Origin of the sequence: Pararoseomonas baculiformis, from assembly GCF_017813395.1 — a bacterium.
Lineage (GTDB): Bacteria > Pseudomonadota > Alphaproteobacteria > Acetobacterales > Acetobacteraceae > Roseomonas > Roseomonas baculiformis.
Genome location: NZ_JAGIZB010000040.1, coordinates 1 through 19286 on the forward strand (window position 1 = coordinate 1; position 19286 = coordinate 19286).

Annotated in this window: 19 protein-coding genes and 3 pseudogenes; 11 read left to right on the top strand and 11 right to left on the bottom strand. The window is 65.4% G+C overall.

The window, feature by feature from the left end:
- Nucleotides 1-255: 255 nt before the first annotated feature.
- A complete protein-coding gene (locus J8J14_RS25815) occupies nt 256-543 on the top strand; it encodes a transposase (RefSeq protein WP_408896544.1) in 288 nt (95 codons plus the stop codon).
- A 286-nt stretch (nt 544-829) separates the two neighbouring features.
- Here the strand turns inward: J8J14_RS25815 and J8J14_RS22495 are convergent, their stop codons facing one another.
- From J8J14_RS22495 to J8J14_RS22520, 6 genes are all read right to left on the bottom strand, one after another.
- The gene (locus J8J14_RS22495) at nt 830-1465 is read right to left on the bottom strand and encodes a hypothetical protein (RefSeq protein WP_209381792.1); all 636 of its coding nucleotides are present in this window, start codon (nt 1463-1465) and stop codon (nt 830-832) included.
- Between the two features lie 338 nt (nt 1466-1803).
- On the bottom strand, nt 1804-4521 hold the full coding sequence (locus tag J8J14_RS22500; protein ID WP_209381793.1) for a CHAT domain-containing protein: 2718 nt from the start codon (nt 4519-4521) through the stop codon (nt 1804-1806).
- A gap of 424 nt (nt 4522-4945) precedes the next feature.
- Entirely contained in the window at nt 4946-5746 is an 801-nt protein-coding gene (locus tag J8J14_RS22505; RefSeq protein WP_209381794.1) for a hypothetical protein, read from the bottom strand.
- Nucleotides 5739-6509, bottom strand: coding sequence for a hypothetical protein (locus tag J8J14_RS22510; RefSeq protein WP_209381795.1), 771 nt, complete (start codon nt 6507-6509; stop codon nt 5739-5741). Before J8J14_RS22510 ends, J8J14_RS22505 begins: the two co-directional genes overlap by 8 nt.
- The gene (locus tag J8J14_RS22515; protein ID WP_209381796.1) at nt 6506-8377 is read right to left on the bottom strand and encodes a hypothetical protein; all 1872 of its coding nucleotides are present in this window, start codon (nt 8375-8377) and stop codon (nt 6506-6508) included. The genes J8J14_RS22510 and J8J14_RS22515 overlap by 4 nt, the downstream gene beginning before the upstream one ends.
- Nucleotides 8374-8595: a hypothetical protein gene (locus J8J14_RS22520; protein WP_209381797.1), complete on the bottom strand. Its 222-nt coding sequence runs from the start codon at nt 8593-8595 to the stop codon at nt 8374-8376. The genes J8J14_RS22515 and J8J14_RS22520 overlap by 4 nt, the downstream gene beginning before the upstream one ends.
- A 249-nt stretch (nt 8596-8844) precedes the next feature.
- Between J8J14_RS22520 and J8J14_RS22525 the strand changes: the two genes are divergently transcribed.
- From J8J14_RS22525 to J8J14_RS22535, 3 genes are read left to right on the top strand one after another with little or no spacing between them, the layout of a single operon-like run.
- Complete coding sequence (locus J8J14_RS22525) at nt 8845-9051, top strand: ribbon-helix-helix protein, CopG family (protein ID WP_209381798.1); 207 nt, start codon at nt 8845-8847, stop codon at nt 9049-9051.
- Nucleotides 9048-10619 (top strand): DNA cytosine methyltransferase, encoded by a 1572-nt coding sequence (locus J8J14_RS22530; protein ID WP_209381799.1) that lies wholly within the window; start codon nt 9048-9050, stop codon nt 10617-10619. Before J8J14_RS22525 ends, J8J14_RS22530 begins: the two co-directional genes overlap by 4 nt.
- A 7-nt stretch (nt 10620-10626) precedes the next feature.
- Nucleotides 10627-11112, top strand: a complete 486-nt coding sequence (locus tag J8J14_RS22535; RefSeq protein ID WP_209381800.1) for a very short patch repair endonuclease — start codon at nt 10627-10629, stop codon at nt 11110-11112.
- A gap of 21 nt (nt 11113-11133) precedes the next feature.
- Here J8J14_RS22535 and J8J14_RS22540 read toward each other — a convergent pair whose 3' ends face one another.
- The 3 genes from J8J14_RS22540 to J8J14_RS22550 form a co-directional block, all read right to left on the bottom strand.
- Nucleotides 11134-11436: a hypothetical protein gene (locus tag J8J14_RS22540; RefSeq protein ID WP_209381801.1), complete on the bottom strand. Its 303-nt coding sequence runs from the start codon at nt 11434-11436 to the stop codon at nt 11134-11136.
- 97 nt (nt 11437-11533) lie between these two features.
- Nucleotides 11534-12223, bottom strand: a complete 690-nt coding sequence (locus J8J14_RS22545) for a recombinase family protein (RefSeq protein WP_209381802.1) — start codon at nt 12221-12223, stop codon at nt 11534-11536.
- A 39-nt stretch (nt 12224-12262) separates the two neighbouring features.
- The gene (locus J8J14_RS22550; RefSeq protein ID WP_209381803.1) at nt 12263-12718 is read right to left on the bottom strand and encodes a transposase; all 456 of its coding nucleotides are present in this window, start codon (nt 12716-12718) and stop codon (nt 12263-12265) included.
- 452 nt (nt 12719-13170) lie between these two features.
- On the opposite strand from J8J14_RS22550, the gene J8J14_RS22555 reads away from it, so the two are divergent.
- The 4 genes and pseudogenes from J8J14_RS22555 (at nt 13171) to J8J14_RS22570 (ending at nt 17149) form a co-directional block, all read left to right on the top strand.
- The gene (locus J8J14_RS22555) at nt 13171-14151 is read left to right on the top strand and encodes a phosphoribosyltransferase-like protein (RefSeq protein ID WP_209381804.1); all 981 of its coding nucleotides are present in this window, start codon (nt 13171-13173) and stop codon (nt 14149-14151) included.
- A gap of 5 nt (nt 14152-14156) precedes the next feature.
- On the top strand, nt 14157-14804 hold the full coding sequence (locus J8J14_RS22560; protein WP_209381805.1) for an NADAR family protein: 648 nt from the start codon (nt 14157-14159) through the stop codon (nt 14802-14804).
- 166 nt (nt 14805-14970) lie between these two features.
- Nucleotides 14971-15971: pseudogene (locus J8J14_RS22565) on the top strand (IS5 family transposase); the annotation flags it as partial.
- Nucleotides 15972-16045: 74 nt separating this feature from the next.
- The gene (locus tag J8J14_RS22570) at nt 16046-17149 is read left to right on the top strand and encodes an NYN domain-containing protein (RefSeq protein WP_280843014.1); all 1104 of its coding nucleotides are present in this window, start codon (nt 16046-16048) and stop codon (nt 17147-17149) included.
- 158 nt (nt 17150-17307) lie between these two features.
- On the opposite strand, the pseudogene J8J14_RS22575 reads toward J8J14_RS22570, so the two are convergent.
- A pseudogene (locus J8J14_RS22575) lies at nt 17308-17409 on the bottom strand (ATP-binding protein); the annotation flags it as partial.
- A 74-nt stretch (nt 17410-17483) separates the two neighbouring features.
- Between J8J14_RS22575 and J8J14_RS22580 the strand changes: the two are divergent.
- From J8J14_RS22580 to J8J14_RS22590, 3 genes are all read left to right on the top strand, one after another.
- On the top strand, nt 17484-17699 hold the full coding sequence (locus J8J14_RS22580) for a hypothetical protein (protein ID WP_209381807.1): 216 nt from the start codon (nt 17484-17486) through the stop codon (nt 17697-17699).
- A 125-nt stretch (nt 17700-17824) separates the two neighbouring features.
- Nucleotides 17825-18379: a hypothetical protein gene (locus tag J8J14_RS22585; protein ID WP_209381808.1), complete on the top strand. Its 555-nt coding sequence runs from the start codon at nt 17825-17827 to the stop codon at nt 18377-18379.
- Nucleotides 18380-18456: 77 nt separating this feature from the next.
- Nucleotides 18457-19185, top strand: coding sequence for an N-acetylmuramidase domain-containing protein (locus J8J14_RS22590; protein ID WP_209381809.1), 729 nt, complete (start codon nt 18457-18459; stop codon nt 19183-19185).
- On the opposite strand, the pseudogene J8J14_RS22595 reads toward J8J14_RS22590, so the two are convergent.
- Nucleotides 19172-19286 (bottom strand): annotated as a pseudogene (locus J8J14_RS22595) (IS5/IS1182 family transposase); the annotation flags it as partial. The gene J8J14_RS22590 and the pseudogene J8J14_RS22595 overlap by 14 nt on opposite strands.

The following is a 19286-nucleotide window of genomic DNA, read 5'->3' on the forward strand; positions in this document are numbered from 1 at the left end:
AAGGAGAGCCGCTGAGACACGCCGTCCGGAGGTGGAGCTCGTCCCATCTCCGGGCGATCCAGTGGGTCAGGTTTCGACCGGCGACGCGAGCCAAGGTGGGTCAGATTTCAGGCGGCGTTGACAGGTGAGGAGATGCTGGCCTTCCGCGGCATCGTGGTCAGCCACGAAACACTGCGCCAGTGGGGCCGCAAGTTCGGCCAGGCTTTCGCCAATGGGATCTGCCGCCGGCTTCCCCGCGCTGGTGACAAGTGACACATGGATGAGGTCGTCCTCAAGATCAACGGTGTGACGCACTGGCTTTGGCGAGCCGTCGATCAGGCCGGGATGGTGCTCGACGTGCTGGTGCAGACAAGGCGCGATCAGCAAGCGGCCAAGCGGCTCCTCAGGAAACTGCTGACGCGTCAGATGCGGCCGCCACGGGTCATGATCACCGACAAGTTGGCAAGCTATAGGACCGCCAAGAGGGAGGTGATGCCTTCCGTCGAGCACCGGCAGCACCAGGGACTGAACAACAGGGCGGAGAGCTCGCATCAGCCGACGTGAGGACGAGAACGTGGGATGAAGCGCTTCAAATCAGCAGGCCAGGCGCAGCGCTTCCTCTCCGCTCACGACGGGATCAACAACCTCTTTCATCCTCGCGCGGCCACGTCACTGCCTACGAGTACCGCGCTACAAAGGCGCGGGCGTTTGAGGTTTGGTCCGACATCAGCGGGGTCACCGCGCTCACTTGATCACCCTTGATCCCGCGCTCGACCAGTCAGCCTACTCGCGTCGACGTCCGCAAGTTGACGGTGCCGGCCGGACGAAGAGCACGCGCCGTTCGCGGCTCTTATGGGCAACTGGTGTAGTCTGCCTGGATCCGGAACACCTCAACGCGATCCAGCGGAATGATGAAGCTGTCGAGTTCGACACCTGCGGCGCCCCTGATCGGGCGGATCACGAACAGGCGCCCGCCGCTGACGAGCAACAGGCGGCCACAGCCCGCTGTGACGATGTCGGCCAGGGTGGTTCCGACAGCCTCTCCGGTCTCCTTCTTGAGGGTCAGCGAGAGACGGGGATAAGCGCGATAGTCGCTGTCCCGCTGCGCCTGGAAATCAGAGCGTGCCGTTCCCGTGCCGCCCACCCGCGCGAGCACGAAGAGGCCGATGACGGCCAGGATGACGAGCGTGCTGACGCCGAAACGGCCCAGGCGCTGTGACCAGCGAGTACAAGCCCAGATGAATGCGATGATGCAGGCGCCGATGCCGACGGCCGCGCCTGGGTTCTTCCAGGTCACCAGTCCGCCATAGATGAAGACCTGCTCCTTCGGCAGGTCGACCATGAGAAGCGGGATCCGAAAGCGATCGAAGTAGTGGTAGGTGTAGCTCCAACCGGCGACGTATAGCCAAGCCGTGAGCAACGCGATGGCAAACGTCGCGACGGAGACAACGTCGCCCAGGGAAAGGCTCTTGGAACCGTCGCTCATCCTCCCTCCTGCCGCGGAAGGTCGTCGGTCGGCCTTGGTCTAGGGTCACAAGGAACACAGCGGCCTTGCCCACCGGAGATGGAGGACCACTCGCTCGTCACCGGGCGGGGAGGGCCGCTGCTGTTGCGGCTCTCATCCCAGCACCGCGCGGTGACGTAGAAGTCAGCCGGGGCTCGAAAGCCGCGGCACCCCCGGAGGAGCTGCTGCGTGCTCCGATGCTCCAGGCAGAAGCAGGTGCGGTTGTCCTCCGGGATGGGATTGGCTGCTGCGGCTGGCGTGGCGTTCAGCACCGCGGCGAGGGTGGCGGGGAGAAGCAGCCGCCTCATGGTCCTGACCATCTAACCTCCGACGAGGGTGAACTGGGCCCAGATAGGGGAGCCGGCGGCCGGGCCGGTGCTGGTGCGGATGTACTCGAGTTGGGCAGCACGGAGCGCGGCGGCTGGGTCGCTCTGGCCGGCCTGGCCGAGCCAGTGGAAGTAGAAGCGCTCCATGAACTCACTCGCGCTGCGGTCGCCCACCGGTTGGAGGGTGACGAGGACGGACCGGGCACCCGCGGTGCGCAGCGCCCGCACCAGTCCTGAGACGCCCTCGCCGTAGTCGACCTGCCCTCTCGCGGTCTCGCAAGCCGAGAGGATGACGAGTTCGGTGCCCTCGAGGTTCAGGTCCTGTGCCTCGATCGCGTAGAGGACGCCGTCCTGGTCGGCCGTGCGCAGCGCCCCGTTGGCGCCGGCGAGGGCGATGCCGGCCAGCAGCATGGGACGGTCCTGCGGCTGGGTCGGAGCGCGGTAGAAACCGTGGGTGGCCAAGTGCAGCACCCGTGGTGGAAGGGGAAGGGCCTTGAGCCGGGCCTCACTGGCCTCGCGGCCGGTCCAGACCTCGACGGGTTCGTTACGACGGGCGAGGCGGTAGAGGGCGGCGATCGCCTCAACCTCTGGGCCGCTGTGGGGGAGAGGGCCGAAGCCGGCGCGGAAGGCCTCCTCGGTGCGGCTGCGCAACTCAGCTGCACCCACGCCGCCGACCACCGGCCCGGACGTCGCCGAGGCCGGCACGGCCGCGGCGAGTTGCGGTCCGGCTTGGCCGAATTCGATGCCGCCGAGTGCGACCAGGCCGGAGGCGGGGCGGTCGGGGGCGGGGCGGAGCAGGTCGCGGCCGGTCTGGAGCAGGCGGATGTCGGCCCTCTCGGCGAGGCGGCGGCCGTCGGGGGCGCCCAGGGCCGCGAAGGGGACAAGGTGCAGCACGCCGTCGGGCGCGATGAAGAGCCGATCGAGGCCGGCCAGGTCGGATGCGACAGGCGCGATCAGCTGCTGGTGAAGGGACTGGGCGGCGGAGAGGTTGCCGATGTCGCGCAGCAGTGTCGCGGCCGCGGCGGTGCTGTCGGCCACCGGCCCGAGATCGAGCACGCGGACGGTGTCGCCGCTCACCAGAACCCCAGCCCAGCGGGGCGGGCCCAGCCTGCCGGTGCGAAAGTCGAAGGGCCGGTACTCGCGGATCTCGAGCAGAGCGGTGCGCGGGGCAAGGCCCGCCTGCAGGTCACCGAGGTTGGTGCCGCGGACCTGCAGGTGCTGGGCATAGTCGCGGCTGACGCGGCCGAGGGCGAGTTCGCGCGCCGCGAGGCGGGCGGTGAGATTGGTGACCGCATCGCGGCTGCCATCCCCGCCCTCGCCCCCGCTGTGGAACAGGCGGGCCAGCTGCCCGCGCAGGCCGGCGATTTCCTGGGATAGGTCGCGGGCACGGGGGTCGGTACCCCGTCGGGCGATGCGGGCGAGGTAGGCCTCCTCCTCGGCCTGCAGGCCCTTGAAGCGCAGCACGGCGGAGGCGGCGAGTTCGGCGGCAGCAGTCCCGGCACCGGGCTGCAGGGCGAGGCTGAGGGCGAGGTGCTGGAAGTTGGCTTGCGACGCGACGAGCTGGCGGCGGACGCCTGGGCTCTCGCTGCTGTAGAGCTCGGCGCCGAGCCAGCTGAGCAGATGCGGCTCCATCGCGCGCAGCTGCCGCACCGCCGCCTCCACGCGGCCCTGCCTAGCCAGCGTACTCACATGATTCAGCTGAAAGAGCAGCGTGCTGGGATGCGCCGGGCCGAGCACGGCGCGCGCGCCCTCCAGCGCCTCGCGATACAGCGGCTCGGCCTCGCCCAGCCGGCCTTGGGCATGGTACAGGAGGGCCAGGTTGGCGAGGCTGATCAGGGTTTCGGGATGGCGCTCGCTCAGCACCTCCCGATGCAGTTGCAGCGCCTCGCGCAGCAGCGGCTCGGCCTCGCCCAGCCGGCCCTGGGCATGGTACAGGAGGGCTAGGTTGGCGAGGCTGATCAGGGTGTCGGGATGGCGCTCGCCCAGCACCTCCCGATGCAGTCGCAGGGCCTCGCGGAAGTGCGGCTCCGCCTCGCCCAGCCGGCCCTGAGCGTGGTACAGACTGGCTAGGTTGTTGAGGCCTGTCAGGGTGCTGGGATGGCGCTCGCCCAGCACCTCGCGGCGCAACTGCAGGGCCTCGCGCAGGAGCGGCTCGGCCTCACCCAGCCGGCCCTGGGCAAGGTACAGCGCGCCTAGGTTGTTGAGGCTGACCAGGGTGTCGGGATGGCGCTCGCCCAGCACGGCGCGCGCTCCCTCCAACGCCTCGCGCAGGAGCGGCTCGGCCTCGCCCAGCCGGCCCTGGGTATCGTACAGGAGGGCCAGATTGTTGAGGCTGGCCAGGGTGTCGGGATGGCGCTCGCCCAGCACGGCGCGCGCTCCCTCCAACGCCTCGCGCAGGAGCGGCTCGGCCTCGCCCAGCCGGCCCTGGTCCCTGTACAGGCCGGCCAGGTTGTTAAGGCTGGCCAGGGTGTCGGGATGGCGCGGGCCCAGTACCTCCCGGCGCAGTTGCAGGGCCTCGCGCAGGAGCGGCTCGGCCTCGCCCAGCCGGCCCTGGCCGTGGTACAGAAAGCCTAGGTTGTTGAGGCTGGTCAGGGTGCGTGGATCACGCGCACCGAAAGCCTGCCGGGCCAGGGCCGCCGCCTGCTCGGCTGCGGCAACCGCCTCCGGGTAGGATCCCCGTCCATGCGCCGAGACCGCTTGGCGGTTCAGCATCTCCCAGCGGGTTTCAGGTCCCCCAACCTGCGCGGCAGCCGGTGGCCCGCTCAACAGCAGGTTGGCCAGAAGAAACAGCCCGGCCCAGCCTCTTTGGGCCTTCGATGCCGCTGTCACTGGAGATCTCCCACCAGGGGTTAACAACATCCAACAAAGGCAAATCGGAAGCGATACAAATCAATTGGCATTGACGCTGGAGCGAAGAGCCGGAGGTGCTCGCGCCTGCCCCCGCTCACTCAGGAGAAAGGCCGCCGCTGGTTATCCCACGCGGAAGGTGCCGGTCCTCTGCCGTGGCCTCCGCTTTGAAGGCCTTGTGTCAGCGGGCTATACGGGCGTATAGCCCGCTGACACAGAACGTTATGATGCGCTAAAGCGCTTCCAAGCTCGGTTGGTTGTGGAAATACATGGTGTTGCCACCACGCCGCTATTGCCGCGCATCGTCCGCGCCAATTAGCCGACGCAGAAGGCTCCGCTTCCTCGGTGGCTTAGGCCCGCCGCGGAAGGCCTCGAATTCACCCGGCAGCATAACGACGACTTCTGCCGGCTCGGCCGTGCGAAGATCGTGTGTCATCGCCAACTGGCGAAGCACGGTGGAAAGACGCCGCACGCTCCCAGGCCCGTCAGGCGAAGCTGCGCCACGCTTGGTCGTTCTGGCATCGTCGAGGAACAGCTTCGCCGCCACCACCATCGCAGTGCGGCTGCCGAGGATATCCTGGTATCCCGCAAGCTGCTCCGAAATTTCTCCCCATTGGCCGATCCCCGGGGTCGGCTTCCCCGCCGAAGTGAGCAGTATCTCGCCCTCGGTACCGTGAAGCGCCATCGCATACCAAGCAGCACGGACAAGATGCCGGTAGTAGCGGTTGTGGGCGAAGCGCCCTTCCAGCACGTAGTGCCCGGTCGCAAGGAGCTTGCGAGCACCCGCACCATTCGGCGGGCAAAGCTGATCGAAATACCGAAGCGCGAGCCAGTTCCACATACCAGCCTCGCGCGAGAGGCGCCGCCGTTCGACATGCTTGAAGGCGTCCGCGAGGTACCGGCCGAACTCGACCCGCGATGCGAAGGCCCGAAGCTCGACCTCTGCGGCGAAGTCCAGCGGCGCGCTCGTCGCTTCGTCTGTGAGCAGGTGCCACGGGGCTGATTCGGTGCTCCCCTTCCTGGCGCGCTCGACAAACTCCCGGAAGAGACGGGCGCCGTCCTCGTTCAACATGCGCACCGTCTCAGCCATTGGAAAGCGCCTCCGCGATCTTCAAGGCGCGCGACAGATATCGGCGCTTTTCCACCAACTGCCGGCATACATCGTCAATGACTTCGTCCATCTCGTCCCCGTCATCTTCGCCTTCATCGAAGATACGTTCGGCAACCTCGGCTCCGGCCACATCCTCGACGAACTGTCGCCATCGCATCACCCATTCGAGCGCTTCATCGTCCTCATGCCGCACGACCCTGATTGCGTCGCGCACGGCAAGGGGTAGCACCGCGCCCATCATCAAAGGGTCTTCGAGAAGCCGCTGCTTCAAGCCAGGGTAGCGACTGTTGATCAGCAGTTTCGGCCGCACTCCTTTGTCGGCTTCAAGGCGCCACACGGCCTCGCCGAGGTCGCGCGTCTCCAGCGGCAGCACGGCATCCCTCTGCTGCTCGTCGCCAAGCGGCGCGATCTTGTCCGCCAATGCGAGCAGCCGCCCCACCTTGTCGGTCTCATCGACGACCAGCACGCGGAACAGCACCCCTGCACCGTCGTCGATCTCCGGCAAACTGCGGTCCTGCGGCGGCAGAATCGCGCCAACGGTGCCGAAGGCGAACCGCATGGAGGACGACTTCACATAGGGCTCGACATAGACCCGCGCGCCGGCAGGAAGCCCTAGGGTAGCAAGATCACCGATGCGCAGGTCGAAGCTGCGGATGCCGTCTTGTCCAGCCGGCTGCACAACTGCCGACACCATGTCGGCAGGGATGCTCTGGCGGCCGGTGAAGTTGAAATGCCGCTTCACTTTGTGAGCCTCCGAGCTTCGACCACCAAGTCGCGGCGCGGGTCGAAGCCCTCAAAGCTGACCCGGAAGGGTGCAGCCTCGGCCGTCACGATGACCGTCTTCGCGTCCTCTGCCGCCACCGTCGCGCCTTCGGGGTTGATGTTGACCTCCGGGCCGCCATCGAGATCGAAATCCAGAGGATGATGTCGCTTGAAGGGATCGCCGGCCGGAACGTCGAATGCCGCCCGCACACGCAGGCGCATCGGCAGGTCGCCTTCCTCAAGGCCAGGCCCGCTGGACAGCGCGAAGCCGCCCTGGCGCTTCTGCAGCCGCCACTTCGGCTTTGCGGCCGGAAGGTCGTCGGGCACCTTGCCCTTACCGTCCTTCGGCTTCTTGGTTTTCTCGGTCGGTTGCCGTGCCTTACGAAGCTCGCTCTCGATGGAGAGCTCTTCGATCAGCGCGTCCGGGTCTTCCTCGGCCAGCGCCGGAGCGAGGAGCTCGATCAGCTTGCGCGGCGCGGCGCGAACCTCGCTCAGCCGCATGCCGGCGTTCTTCCAGGCCCCATTGAGGCGCTCGGCCTTGGAGTTCCAATCAACGTGCGCGGGACCTTCGGCGTCGCCCAGGAAGGCGACCAGCGGCCCGTCCTGTGCCAGCAACGCGACGTAGCTCCCGGATGCCCGGATGCGGTCCGCCTCGGCCGGCACGGTGATAAGGTTCCGCACCACCACCGCGCCGCCCTTCTCGCCTTCGCCGGCCTTCCGCATAGCGACCGCGACATGCGTCGCGTGAACGGCGCCGTCGCGGTCCCGCAGCGTGATAGGGAACTGCACCAAGACGACCTCGCCGGCCTTGTAGACGTCGCGCAGCTTCTGCACCGCCAGCTCCGGCAAGCCGAGCCGCTCGGCGCTATGCCAGCCCTCCGGAACGGTCACCATCGGCGGCGCCTTCCGGGCAATGCCCACCGCGCGGATGAACGCGGCCATGCGACCGCCCTTCAGATCCTCACCGCCGAACTGCTTGAGCACAGCGTCGAAGGTGTCTGTCGCCACCCGCGTGCCGTCCACATCGACCTCAAGCTGCCCGTCGAGGATGGGGAAGAAGTAGTTGTCGAGCAGGAAGCGGAGCAGTTGGTCGCGTGTCACGTCCTGGGTCGGCAAGACGACCGCGACCGAGAGGCCCGGCTCGGCCAGACGCGTGACGCCGGCTTCTTCCCGGAAGCGCGCGATGACCGCCTCGTCGCGGCACGGAAGTTGGATCGTTCCTTCCTTGCCAGGCAGCGCGAGGAACCCGTGCGTCCCATACAGGTCGCCGCCCATCTCGTGCGTTTTGAGAATCGTCTGCCCCATGAGCAGAGGTGCGCGCGGCTCATCGTCATGGCGCACCGTGAGGGCGAAGAAGGTCCGGATGGCCGATGCTGACGTGAAGACGAGCTTGCCCAGGCCCCAACGGCCGCCTGTGGCCCCGCCCTTGTTCGAGGCGCCGAAGGCTCGGAAGAAGCCGTTCCAGCCGCCCTGGTCGTGCCGGTTCCAGGCGCCGGTGAGCCCGGTGGTGGTGAAGTCCTCGAAGACCAGGAAGCCCGGCGCGCGAAGCTGGGCCTCTCCCACCTTCACGCCGCAGGCGGCCAGATGCGGGGCGAGTTCCAGCAGAAGCCCCCCCATGAAGGGCGCCTCCCGCACGACCGGCTTGGTGATGCCGACCCGCACGCGGATCGGCGCCGTGCGCCCCGGCTCGCCGGCATCGAGGATGTTCTGGAACGCCTCTCGGACAAGCGCCTCGGTCAGGCCCACCTTCTCGGAGCTGAACTGATCGCGCTGCGTCAGGTTCTTCGTCACATCGTCCGGTGCCTGCTTCTTCCACCTGACGACCAGGCTCTCGGTACCGCTGGTCACAGCCGGAATTCTCCGCCGACCGAGTCCGAGCCGTCGCCGAACTTCGCCTTGGCGGTGTCCAGCTCCTTTTGGAGGGCCCGCATCATCTTGCGGGCGTCCTCTTCCGTGTACTCGTAGTTCGACCGGTTCCCCAGATTGCTGACGAGGCGCACGGCCTTAATGGCCGCGTTCACCCGCTTATTGGCCAGCTCGACGAACTTTGCGCGCTTGTCCCTCACCGGCCCTCGTCTCCGAATTTACACCCAACAGATATTAGCAAACCGTTACGAAAGCAAGGGATGGCGCTTACATTTCTCGTATATTTTACGAATGTAGATTTAGGAAGCGATCTGTGACTCAGGACCGGCATCTATGTTGGGCACCTTGGTCAGAGGGAGTGGGCCTGGTACCGCCGCCGCAGTTGGTGCATCTTGCACCAGAGTGGTGCCGATCCGACGCACCATGCATACTCGGGGCGGAAGACGGCGGTGGGCTCGAAGAGCAGGAAGACGGTTCGAACCTCGGTCCTCCTCCCGGAGGATGCGCGCGCCCAGATCGAGGCGCTCGCCGCCGCCAACGACGTCTCGGTGGCGTGGGTGATGCGGCACGCCATCCTGAAGTTCCTCCAGGAGCACCCCGGCCAGCGCGAGCTGCCGCTGCGCATGCCGACTGCCCTGAGGAGCCAAGCGTCGTGACCGCCGGGAGCATCCTCCAGAAACTCGCGCGCCTCCGGACCACCGGCCGGCCACGCGTGTTGGACCTCTTCGCCGGGTGCGGGGGGCTGTCGCTGGGGTTTGCCGCCGCAGGCTACGCGCTATGCGCGGCGGTCGAGGCGGACCCTGAGGCCGCGCGCTCGCACGGGCTGAACTTCCACGGCGGGGCGCCCGAGCACAGCAGGCACCGGGACATCGTGACGACGCACCCGGAGGAGCTGGCGGCCGAGCTGGGTCTCGAGCCGGCCAAGCTGGCCGTGGACGTGATCGTGGGCGGACCGCCCTGTCAGGCATTCGCCCGCGTCGGCCGTCCCAAGCTCCGCGAGATCGACGCCCACCCGGAGGCCTTCAGACACGACCCGCGCGCGCGCCTGTACCTGGAGTACCTCCGTTACGTCGACGCATTCCAGCCTCTTGCGGTACTGATGGAGAATGTCCCAGACGTCCTGAACCACGGCGGCCAGAACGTGGCCGAGGACATCTGCGAAGTTCTGGCCGGGAAGGAGTACGTCTGCGGCTACACTCTGCTGAACGCCGTGCACTACGGCGTGCCGCAGATGCGGGAGCGCATGTTCCTCGTCGCGTACCACCGCGAGGTTGCAGGCGCGGTGCAATTTCCGGAGGCTACCCACCGGTTTGTCCTGCCGCGCGGCTATCACGGCACGCGCGCCGTCGCGAAGAAGTATCTTCGCGAAAGGTCGCCCGGGCAAAGCGACCTGCTGGCCGAAGCCGATGGTCGCCCCCACAGCTACGTCGAACCGCCGGACACGAATGGGGCGCCGCTGGAGGCCGTCACGGCAGGGGACGCTTTGGGCGACCTGCCGCCGATCTACGCGCGCGAGCAGCTGGCTGCCGGGCACCTGCGGCGTGGCGCGCGGCGCTTCGACGCGTTGGTCCGCTACGACGGGCGACGGCGCGTCTCTGCCTATGCGCACGCGATGCGGACGTGGCCTGGCTTTGAGGCCCCGGACGGCCTGATGGACCACGTCATCCGGTATCTTCCCCGCGACTACGAGATCTTCGCGCGGATGGAGCCCGGCGATCAGTATCCCCAGGCGTACCAGCGTGCTTTAGACATGCTGGGGGAGCGCGTCGCAGCCATGCGCAGGAAGGGCGTAACAGCCATCCCGGGCTCACCCGAGTACGAGCAACTCAGGAAGGCGATCGTGCCGCCCTATGACCCCGGAAAGTTCCCGAACAAGTGGCGGATGCTTCATCGCAAGGAGCCGGTTCGCACGCTGATGGCCCACCTCGGCAAGGACAGCTACAGCCACATCCACTACGACAAGGCGCAGGCGCGGCCGATCTCGGTGCGCGAGGCCGCCCGGTTGCAGTCGTTCCCGGACGGCTTTGTCTTCTGCGGGACGATGAACCCCGCCCTGCGGCAGATCGGGAACGCGGTTCCGCCGCTGCTTGCGAAGACGCTTGCGGAGAAGATGAAGGACACGCTCGAGGCCGCGGCGCTGCGTCGCGCCAGCACGCTGCCAAACCGGACCGCGCAGGCCCTCCATCCCCCCCTGGACGCCACCGCCGACGCCACGCCGGCGTAGGCCGCCCGTGGCGGACGTCCTCACGCCGGCCCAGCGCCGGCTTAACATGAGCCGCATCCGCGGCCGCGACACGAAGCCGGAGCTGCTGGTGCGGCGCGGTCTGCACGGGCGCGGCTTCCGCTACCGCCTCCACCGCCGGGATCTGCCAGGACGGCCCGACCTGGTCTTCCCGGGTCGTCGTGCGGTCGTCTTTGTCCACGGCTGCTTCTGGCACGGCCATGGGTGCCCAATGTGCAAGGCGCCGGCGACCCGGCCGGAGTTCTGGGCCTCGAAGATCGCCGCGAACCGCGCGCGCGACCTCACGACCATCAGGCGGCTGGGCGACGCCGGGTGGCGGGTGCTCGTGGTGTGGGAGTGCGCGCTCCGCGGCCCGGCGCGGCTGCCGGAAGGCGAGGTGCTGGACGCCTGCGCGGTCTTTCTGGGCTCGGAGGAGCCGGGCAGGGAGTTGGCCGGCGCTTGGCAGGCGCGGCTCAGGCCGGAGCCAACGCAGTGACGGCGCTGGCCGACGCGGCAGTCAGCCGGCCAGCTCCGTGCGGTAGTTGGCGATGAGGCGAATGCAGGCGGCTGCGGCGTCTGCGAAGGGGACAGCCGGTTGGGCGAGACGGCGCACCTCCAGCAGGCGCGGGGCTGCGCCGACGTACGGATTGCCCTCCATGACGGCGAGCCAGCCGGCGAGGCCCTGCGCACGCAGCGCCTCCTCAGCCCTGCGTACCTCCTCCTCGGAGGGGTCGGTGGCGCGGCCAAGCGTCACGTAGCGGCCGTCAATTCCGAGCACGATCCAGCGGCGCTCCCTCGACCTCTCCTTCGCAGTCGGCATCGCGGTTCCTGTCAGCAATGACGAAGCAATTCTGCCACATTCGCCCCGTGGTGTGCTATTTCACATTCCATTAAACGGTCCCTTGAGACCGAGATCTTCATGTCCTGGCTGGGGCCTTGGCGACCCGTGCCAGGACAGCACTGACCTGGGTGGCTGCCCAGCGTCCGTTTCGCGCAGTGCGGATTCCACGGGCGTTTAGGGCCGCAGCTATGCCGCGGAAGCTCGTGACGCCGCTGGCCCGAACCTGATGGATAATGGGGGCGACGTTCTCCGCAAAGCGTTGCGCCGCCTCCGCCGTTCGCGCTGCGCCAACAGCCTGAGCCTCCGCCAGATTCGTCCGGTTCCCGAGGACGGCGCCAGCGCGCTTCCGCGCAGCCAAGGCGGCACGCGTCCGCTCCGAGATCATCCGTCGCTCCTTCTCGGCGAGCGCCGCGTAGATGTGGAGCATGAACGGGTCCACGTCGGGCCCGAGCTCGGCCACCATAAAGGGCACGCGTTGCACCATCAGCCCTGCGATGAAGTGGACGTCGCGCGAGAGGCGGTCGAGCTTGGCGACGAGGACGGGGCAGCGCAGCCGCCGGGCCGCGGCGAGAGCCGCGGTGAGCTGAGGCCGTCGCTCGAGGGCGTCAGACCCCTTACCCGTCTCTACCTCGGTGAACTCCTCCACGATCGTCATACCGTTTCCGGCCGCGAAGGCGGCGCATCGCTCCATTTGGGCATAAAGTCCTAGTCCAGAGCGGCCCTGACGCTCGGTCGAGACGCGGAAATAGGCGATGGCGGGGCTCATGGGAGCAGAGTGTCAGAAGGCTAAACACTCATATAGCGGTCAAGCGACCGCTGTAGCTGCCTCGAGTAGACGGGTCGGGCGGCAAAGGTAGCCAAAGATCTCACGGGCGACGTAGCGCTTGAGGCAGCGGATGATCTCGGACTTGCTCTTTCCTTCGGCGGTACGGCGCTTGACGTAGTCGAGGGTGGGTTGGTGCCCCCGCATGCGGACGATGACCACGCGGTAGAGGGCGGCGTTGGCCTTCCGGCTGCCGCCACGGTTGAGGCGGTGCCGATTGATTTTGCCGCTGGAGGCCGGGATGGGGCAGGCGCCGCACAGCTTGGCCAGGGCCGCCTCCGAACGGATGCGTTCCGGGTTATCGCCGAGGAGGATGAGCATCTCAGCCGCGGTGCCCGTGCCCATGCCGTGGGCCTGCATCAGGTCGGGCGCGAGTTGCTGGGTCAGCTGCCCGAGGCTGGTGTCGGCTTTCCTTATCGAGAATAATGATCCCGACAAGCTTCCGGGTTTTCCTTAAGCACGAGAATAAACTAGCGATCCGAACTGCCTGCTACTGCCAAGGCCGACACAAGTACTATCAATCGCAATACTTTAGATTGGCTCTGCCTGACGAAACCTACCCGTAGCCATTCTCCTGATTGAGGATGAGGTTAGTCGGAAGCAAGCAAATCGGCAGCTTCAAGTATTTGTTTTTGCCAGAGGCGCATTCTCCCTGTTGAGGATTTCTGACATCTGGCCGGGGAACAGCCTTAGTGGGGTGTTTCGCGTCTCCAGCATGGGCCAACGCAGCAATCAAGGCTTTGAGGGTTGCTGCCCCCGGATCCTCCGGCAGCACTGGGGTAGTTCAACGGCGCGACTTACGAAGTGATGGATCGGACTAGGCATCTAGGGCAGCAATGCAGATCATCAGACTCGGACAACTCGATGCGTCTTACCACCAAGGGGGGAACATGAGTGAGCGGAACCGCCTGTTGCAGGCGATTGCGGCTATCATTGAGGATTACCAAGCAGGCATCCTGGCCACTCCAACCCCCGCCCATGTTGAGCGATGGATCAATCAGTTTCCCCAAGCTGTTCAGCAGCCAATTTTGGCCGAGATGGAACATGTTCTAGGCAAAACATACTTCTCCAAGGCGCGAGTGAGAAAGTTTATTAAGTCTCTCATCCATCATCACGGTTGGACAGGGGGTGATGATGCCGCATTCTGGCAGCAGATAAACTTTCTCGATTTGCAGCCCAGAGGAGATAGTCAGCGCGAATTGCTTTCCTTGTTCGATGAGAACCTACAGAAGGAGCTGGGTCTGTCGATTGCTCAATGCGGACAGGGTAACAAATTTATTTATCTGGACGATGGCTTGTTTTCAGGGGGGCGGATCGGGACCGATCTCAAGAATTGGATTACCAATGTGGCGCCAGCAAACGCCGAGTTGTTCATTGCATTAATCGCCATCCACACGCAAGGCCACTACTTCACCGAAAAATCTCTTAGGGAAGCCAACGTTCAATCAGGCAAGAACCTTACCATCAAGTGGGGCCGCCTCATTTCTATCGAGGACGGGCTGTTTGCAGTAGATGCATCTGATGTCCTGAGACCTACCGGGCCTGGCAATGATCCTGCCATTGCTGCCTATGTGACGTCGCTCGGGAAGGAGCAGAAGTGGCGAACGGGCACGAACGTGGGCCCGCTACAGTTCTTTTCGTCTCATCAGGGGCGGCACCTGCTTGAGCAGGAGTTCCTAAGAGCGGGTGTTGCAGTGCGGGCTATGTGCCCCAATTTTAACGCTTACCAGCGGCCACTAGGCAATACGACGATGAGGACGATTGGATTTGGGACCATGTTCGCAACCTACCGTAACTGCCCCAACAACGCTCCTTTGGTGTTGTGGGCTAGTGATCCGTGGTATCCTCTTCTCCGTAGAGTAACGAATTGAGCGTCATGACCGCTGCTGATTTTCGAACCTACCGCGCTGAGGAAGTCATATCGTTCCGCAAAACGGGGGAGGAGTTCGGCGGCTTGTCGAACATGGCGCCGGGCTTCCCAATCCGGATTGCCGGCGTGTCTCTGCGAACCTCCGAAGCTCTTTACCAAGCTTGTAGATTTCCACACATGCCGGAGGTGCAAAGGATTATTGTGAGCGAGATTAGCCCGATGACGGCAAAGATGCGCTCCAAGCCTTATAGAAAGGATAGTCGCGAAGATTGGGATGATCTTCGCGTCCCTATTATGAAGTGGTGCCTTCGTGTAAAACTGGCGCAAAATTGGGTGAAGTTCGGCGATCTACTCCTACGCACAGGCGATAAGCCGATAGTTGAGGACTCGCGAAAGGACAATTTCTGGGGCGCTATCAAGGACAATCACGGCGAATTCCATGGGAGGAACGTCCTTGGTCGCCTACTTATGGAGTTACGCGAGAAACTGAAGAACGACCCCGATACCCTCAAACAGGTTGCGCCCATTAAGCTCCGCGAGTTCACTTTGCTAGGCGAAGATATTCCCCTGGTTACGGCCGATCTAACAAAGCCGGCCGCGCAACCGATTTCCTCCAAAACCGGGGATACTCTACAGCTCTGGGCCACGCGGTAGCATAATCCAAGATCTGCAAGGTAGTGGCTTTCAGCCGATGCCCTCTAGGTAGTCGGGCCTGAACAACCTTCAGGGCGCTGATTTAAAGCGGGAGTTACTGGATCGGGTGCCATGGAACTGCAAGGGTTAGATGGAGCAGGCCAGAAATCCTGCAATTTTGGCAGGCATGAAGCACCGCCCTCGCACGCCGGAGCAGCCTCACCTCCTGCGGCCGCGGCTGGTTGACATGATCGATGGACGGCATGAGTGGGTCCGGCTTGCCGCCCTGATCAATTGGTCCTGGTTCGAGCAGGAGTGGGCCGGCTTCTTCCCCGCTGGCGAAGTTCGGCTAACCATCCATCCGCGCCTCGTCGCCGGGCTGATGTACCTCCAGCACGCCTACGGGCGTTCCGATGAGGCGATGCTCGCCCGCTGGGTGGAGAACTCCTACTTCCAGCACTTCACTGGCGAGACCTTCTTCGGGCACCGCGCCCCCATCCATCCCTCTTCGCTCAGCCGCTGGCGCGGCCGCATCGGCGAGGAAGGCGTGGAGTGGCTGCTGACCACAACCTTTGAGGCGGCCCGTGCCGCGGGTGCCGTGTCGGAACGCAGCCTGGCCGAGATCGCGGTGGACACCACCGTGATGGAGAAGGCCATCGCCCTCCCGACCGACAGCCGCCTCGACGAGCGGGCCCGCCGTCCTAGTCGCGCTGGCCAGCAAGGCCGGGATTACCTTGCGCCAGACTTACAACCGCTTGGCAGCGCAAGCGGGGCGGCACGCCCATGCCCGGCAGTTCCGCCGAATGCGCAAGGCACTGCGCACGCTCAAGGCTACACCGGGCGCGTCCTGCGCGACATCGGCCGCAAGATCGGCGCCGTCCCTGACGGTCAGCCGCGGGATCGGATCAGCGACAGGATTACGCTTGTCACGCGCCTACTGCGGCAGACACCAAAGCCCCGAGCAAGAACTACGCCCTGCACGAGCCCGAGGTCGGCTGCATCTCCCAGGGCAAGGCCAGGGTGCGCTACGAGTTCGAGACCTTGGTCAGCATCGCAACCACGCTGGCCGGCGGCTTCGTCGTCGGCATGCGCTCCATGCCCGGCAATCCGTATGGCGGACACACCTTCGCGAACGCTCTCCAGCAGGTCGAGACCCTGACAGACCAGCGTCCCAGCCTCGCCGTGCTCTGCGGCTCGCCGCCCCGAATGTTGCGAGTTCGATAGCAAGTTGCCGGACCCTAACTTCATGCGATAATCCGACAATGAATTTAACATCCCCGCTCCGCTGCGCGTTCTTACTCGATTTCGACAATATGGTCTTGGGCTTGCGTGATGGGGCCGGTCCGAAGGTGGCTCTCCGCTTTGCGGAGGAGCCGGAGGTCTGGCTTGACAGACTGATGCAAGGGAACCCGCGCCGCGCTCTGGTTCGCCGGTGCTACATGAACCCCGCAGGTTCCATTGAGGATGAGGAAAGCGGCGTTCGACGGTACTTCAGCACCTTTCGCTGGGCATTTCAGGCAGCAGGCTTTGAGGTTGTGGATTGCCCGAAGCTGACCCGCTTGAAGAACGCCGCGGACGTGCGGATTGCCCTCGACGCTATGGAACTCGCGGCGCTACCCACGGCCCGTATCGACGAGTTCACGATTCTGTCGACGGACTGCGACTTCGTCCCGCTCCTACTTCGCCTCCGCGCTGCAGACCGATCAACACGGCTCGTCGCGCACCCCGACGTGGGTCGCGTTCTCAAAGCGTCCGCCGACACGCACATCGGCCTCGACGAAGTTGCGGCTTGGCTTGGTTGGCAGCGCGATGCTGCGGCTGTCGAGGCGGCATTTGGCCATGAGCTGGAGGATGCCGTGCTAACAACTGTTAGGGATGCAATGGCCGAGGCGCAGGCGCCCGTTCCGCTTCCTCTGCTCGGCACCGTCGTCCGAGACAGGACGGGCCGCACGATCAGAGAAAGTAACTGGGGAGGATGCGGCTCCTGGGACAAGCTCCTTGAGACCGTCGGCGGCTTCGTCCGTAGGGACGGCCCAGGCGGGGGGTTTGCCCTGCGCAGCGAATGGATTGGCGCCGCACTCACTACGATAGACAGCGCAACGGCCGAGGCTCCTACTCATCGCAGCCTCGACGAGGCTGTGCTGACCGCCGTACGTGACGTCATGGCGGCTGCGCGGGAACCCATATCTCTGCCGGCCCTGGGCTCGGCCATAAGGAGGCTGACAGGCCGCTCCCTCCGTGAGAGCAATTATGGAGGTGCAGGTTCTTGGGATAGTCTTCTGGATGCCGTCGGAGGCTTGACCCGGAAGGTAGGCCCCGGAGGCGGATTTGTGGTTCGAGATGATAGAACAGAGGAACTGGGGTGACCCCTCCAGGAAGTAGCGCCCTGGGATACATAGGCCGTCGCTGGGTGATGTCTCAGTTTGGATTTGGCCGGTGACGGGCCCTCGTGGCTGTGAGGTGACCCGGCGAAAGTGGTCCATCTGAGGTGCTAGTTTCTCGGCGGATTTCCCAGGATGGAAGGGGAGAGGTCCTTGTAGGCGGGGAACCGGGCTGTTTTCGTGTGGTAGGCGATTGAGCGCACCTCGCGCTCGGCCATCTCGGCCTTGAGCAGCTGGGAGAGGAGCTCGTGGCGGACCTGGTCTTCAACTACGTAGTCTGCGGGACTTCGTGGCGAATGCCAAGGGCATGCAGGGCTAGGTGCGAGCCAGCGAGATCGTCGACCTGCAGGCCAGCTGGCGGAAGCTGGGCGGCGAGGGTTCCGAGATGATGCGCCTGATCGCCACCGCGATCATGGGGCCGCAGAGCTTCGCCAGGAAGTGGCAGCCGGGCCAGGAGCAGGAGCGCGCCCGGCTCATCGACAGGACCATCATCTGTGACGTCAGCTTGGTCCTCGAGCCGGACTCGCCCGGATAGCACGGGTAACTAGCCCGAGCATGACGGCCAATATAACGGTTGATGTGTTGCGCGGGTTAGGAGAATATGGCCCTTAGCCCGGCCAATCCGGTCCGGGCGGCCTCCCTCCAAGGAGACTTCCCCCCGTGGCTGAGCGTGCCCCCTCACCCTTCTCCGCCGTCATGATCATGACGGCGCGCGGCCCCGCCCGCATCATCCAGGAGGGAGGCAGTCAGGCCTTCGTCCTCAACCCTGAAAAGGCCAAGCGGCACGGTTACGTCGTTCTGGTCCAGAATCAGCACAACGGAACCTGGGGCGGCGCCACCGAGCCGCACGGCATGGCCTTCATGATCGGCAAGATCCGCAGCGTAGACCCTTCCCCCGAGCGGCCCGAGCGTTTCATTGTTCGCATCGAGCGTTATGCCCGGATCGCCGTTCCCATCGTGTGGCCGGGCCGCAACCCGATCCGCTACATCGACCTCGAGACCTACGGCATCGACCCGGCCGGGCTGGAGTGGATCGACATGCCGCAGCCCGTCGAGGCGACCACCGAGGAGATCTCCGAGGACGAAGAGGGCGAGCCGTTCGCCCCGGAGGCCGCGCCGGTCACCGAGACGGGGCCATTCCCCGAATTCCAGACCCGTATTGGAACAATGCTCGGAATCCATCCTGGCCGGGTTAGGATCAGCATCGACGCCTGATCCGCGGCACGGACCCACCTCGCTGCTCACTTTCCGCACCCACCCAGACCCTCGGGACACCAACCCGAGGGTCTTCCATGCCCATCTTCGGCGCCATCGGGCGCATCTTCTCCCGTCTGGCCCCGGCCGCGACCCCGGTGTCCTTCGAGACCGCCGGCCCCTCCCCTGCCCCGCTCCAGCGCGACCTGACCGAGGCCGACCTGGCCGATGCGGCCGCGCGTCTCGGCAGCGACCTGCCCGCCATCAAGGCCGTCGCCGAGGTCGAGAGCGGTGGCCCGGCGTTCCTGGCCGACGGCAGGCCGGCCATCCTCTACGAGAGCCATGTCTTCGACCGTCTGGAGTTGCCCCCATCAAACCGGCTCTCCCGCACTTTGTGTTGGAACCGCGTGACCTATGGCGGTGGCCTGTTCGAGACAGATCCCGCCATCTCCAAGCTAGGCGCCGCCCTGGCCGGCATCGCGCTGCCCGACACCGTATTCGAGCCGGTCCTGCGCGGGCTGCTGCTCGACCAGCCAAAGGACCTCGCGGCGCTGCCGGCCAGGCCAGTCGATTTCCGCAGCCTGCGGGTTTGGGAATTCGGCACCATCGATGAGGGGCTGCTGGAATCCGAGCTGGCGGTGGCCGACACAGACCTGACTTTGAAGAGGCAGGGCAAGGATCTTGTGTACGTCCCTGCCAAGGCGGAGCCGGCAGGGCAACTGCCTGGACAACGCACCCATAGAAAGATTTTCGCCTCGCTCAAGAAGGAGAACGTCCACCGGACCCGCTTCAACACACGCGAGGAGGCTAGGCTCAGGACTCGTTAATCCAGAAGAGTACAGTTGCGGCGAGACAGATGGCGGACATGAAGGTGTGTGCGCATCGGTCATAGCGCATGGCGATGCGGCGCCAGTCCTTCAGGCGCCCG

Excerpts from the sequence above, each read along its gene's own strand:
- J8J14_RS25815 (WP_408896544.1), top strand. The coding sequence starts at position 256 with ATGGATGAGGTCGTCCTCAAGATCAACGGTGTGACGCACTGGCTTTGG.
- J8J14_RS22495 (WP_209381792.1), bottom strand. The coding sequence starts at position 1,465 with ATGAGCGACGGTTCCAAGAGCCTTTCCCTGGGCGACGTTGTCTCCGTC.
- J8J14_RS22500 (WP_209381793.1), bottom strand. The coding sequence starts at position 4,521 with ATGCTGAACCGCCAAGCGGTCTCGGCGCATGGACGGGGATCCTACCCG.
- J8J14_RS22505 (WP_209381794.1), bottom strand. The coding sequence starts at position 5,746 with ATGGCTGAGACGGTGCGCATGTTGAACGAGGACGGCGCCCGTCTCTTC.
- J8J14_RS22540 (WP_209381801.1), bottom strand. The coding sequence starts at position 11,436 with ATGCCGACTGCGAAGGAGAGGTCGAGGGAGCGCCGCTGGATCGTGCTC.
- J8J14_RS22545 (WP_209381802.1), bottom strand. The coding sequence starts at position 12,223 with ATGAGCCCCGCCATCGCCTATTTCCGCGTCTCGACCGAGCGTCAGGGC.
- J8J14_RS22555 (WP_209381804.1), top strand. The coding sequence starts at position 13,171 with ATGAGTGAGCGGAACCGCCTGTTGCAGGCGATTGCGGCTATCATTGAG.
- J8J14_RS22560 (WP_209381805.1), top strand. The coding sequence starts at position 14,157 with ATGACCGCTGCTGATTTTCGAACCTACCGCGCTGAGGAAGTCATATCG.
- J8J14_RS22570 (WP_280843014.1), top strand. The coding sequence starts at position 16,046 with ATGAATTTAACATCCCCGCTCCGCTGCGCGTTCTTACTCGATTTCGAC.
- J8J14_RS22590 (WP_209381809.1), top strand. The coding sequence starts at position 18,457 with ATGCCCATCTTCGGCGCCATCGGGCGCATCTTCTCCCGTCTGGCCCCG.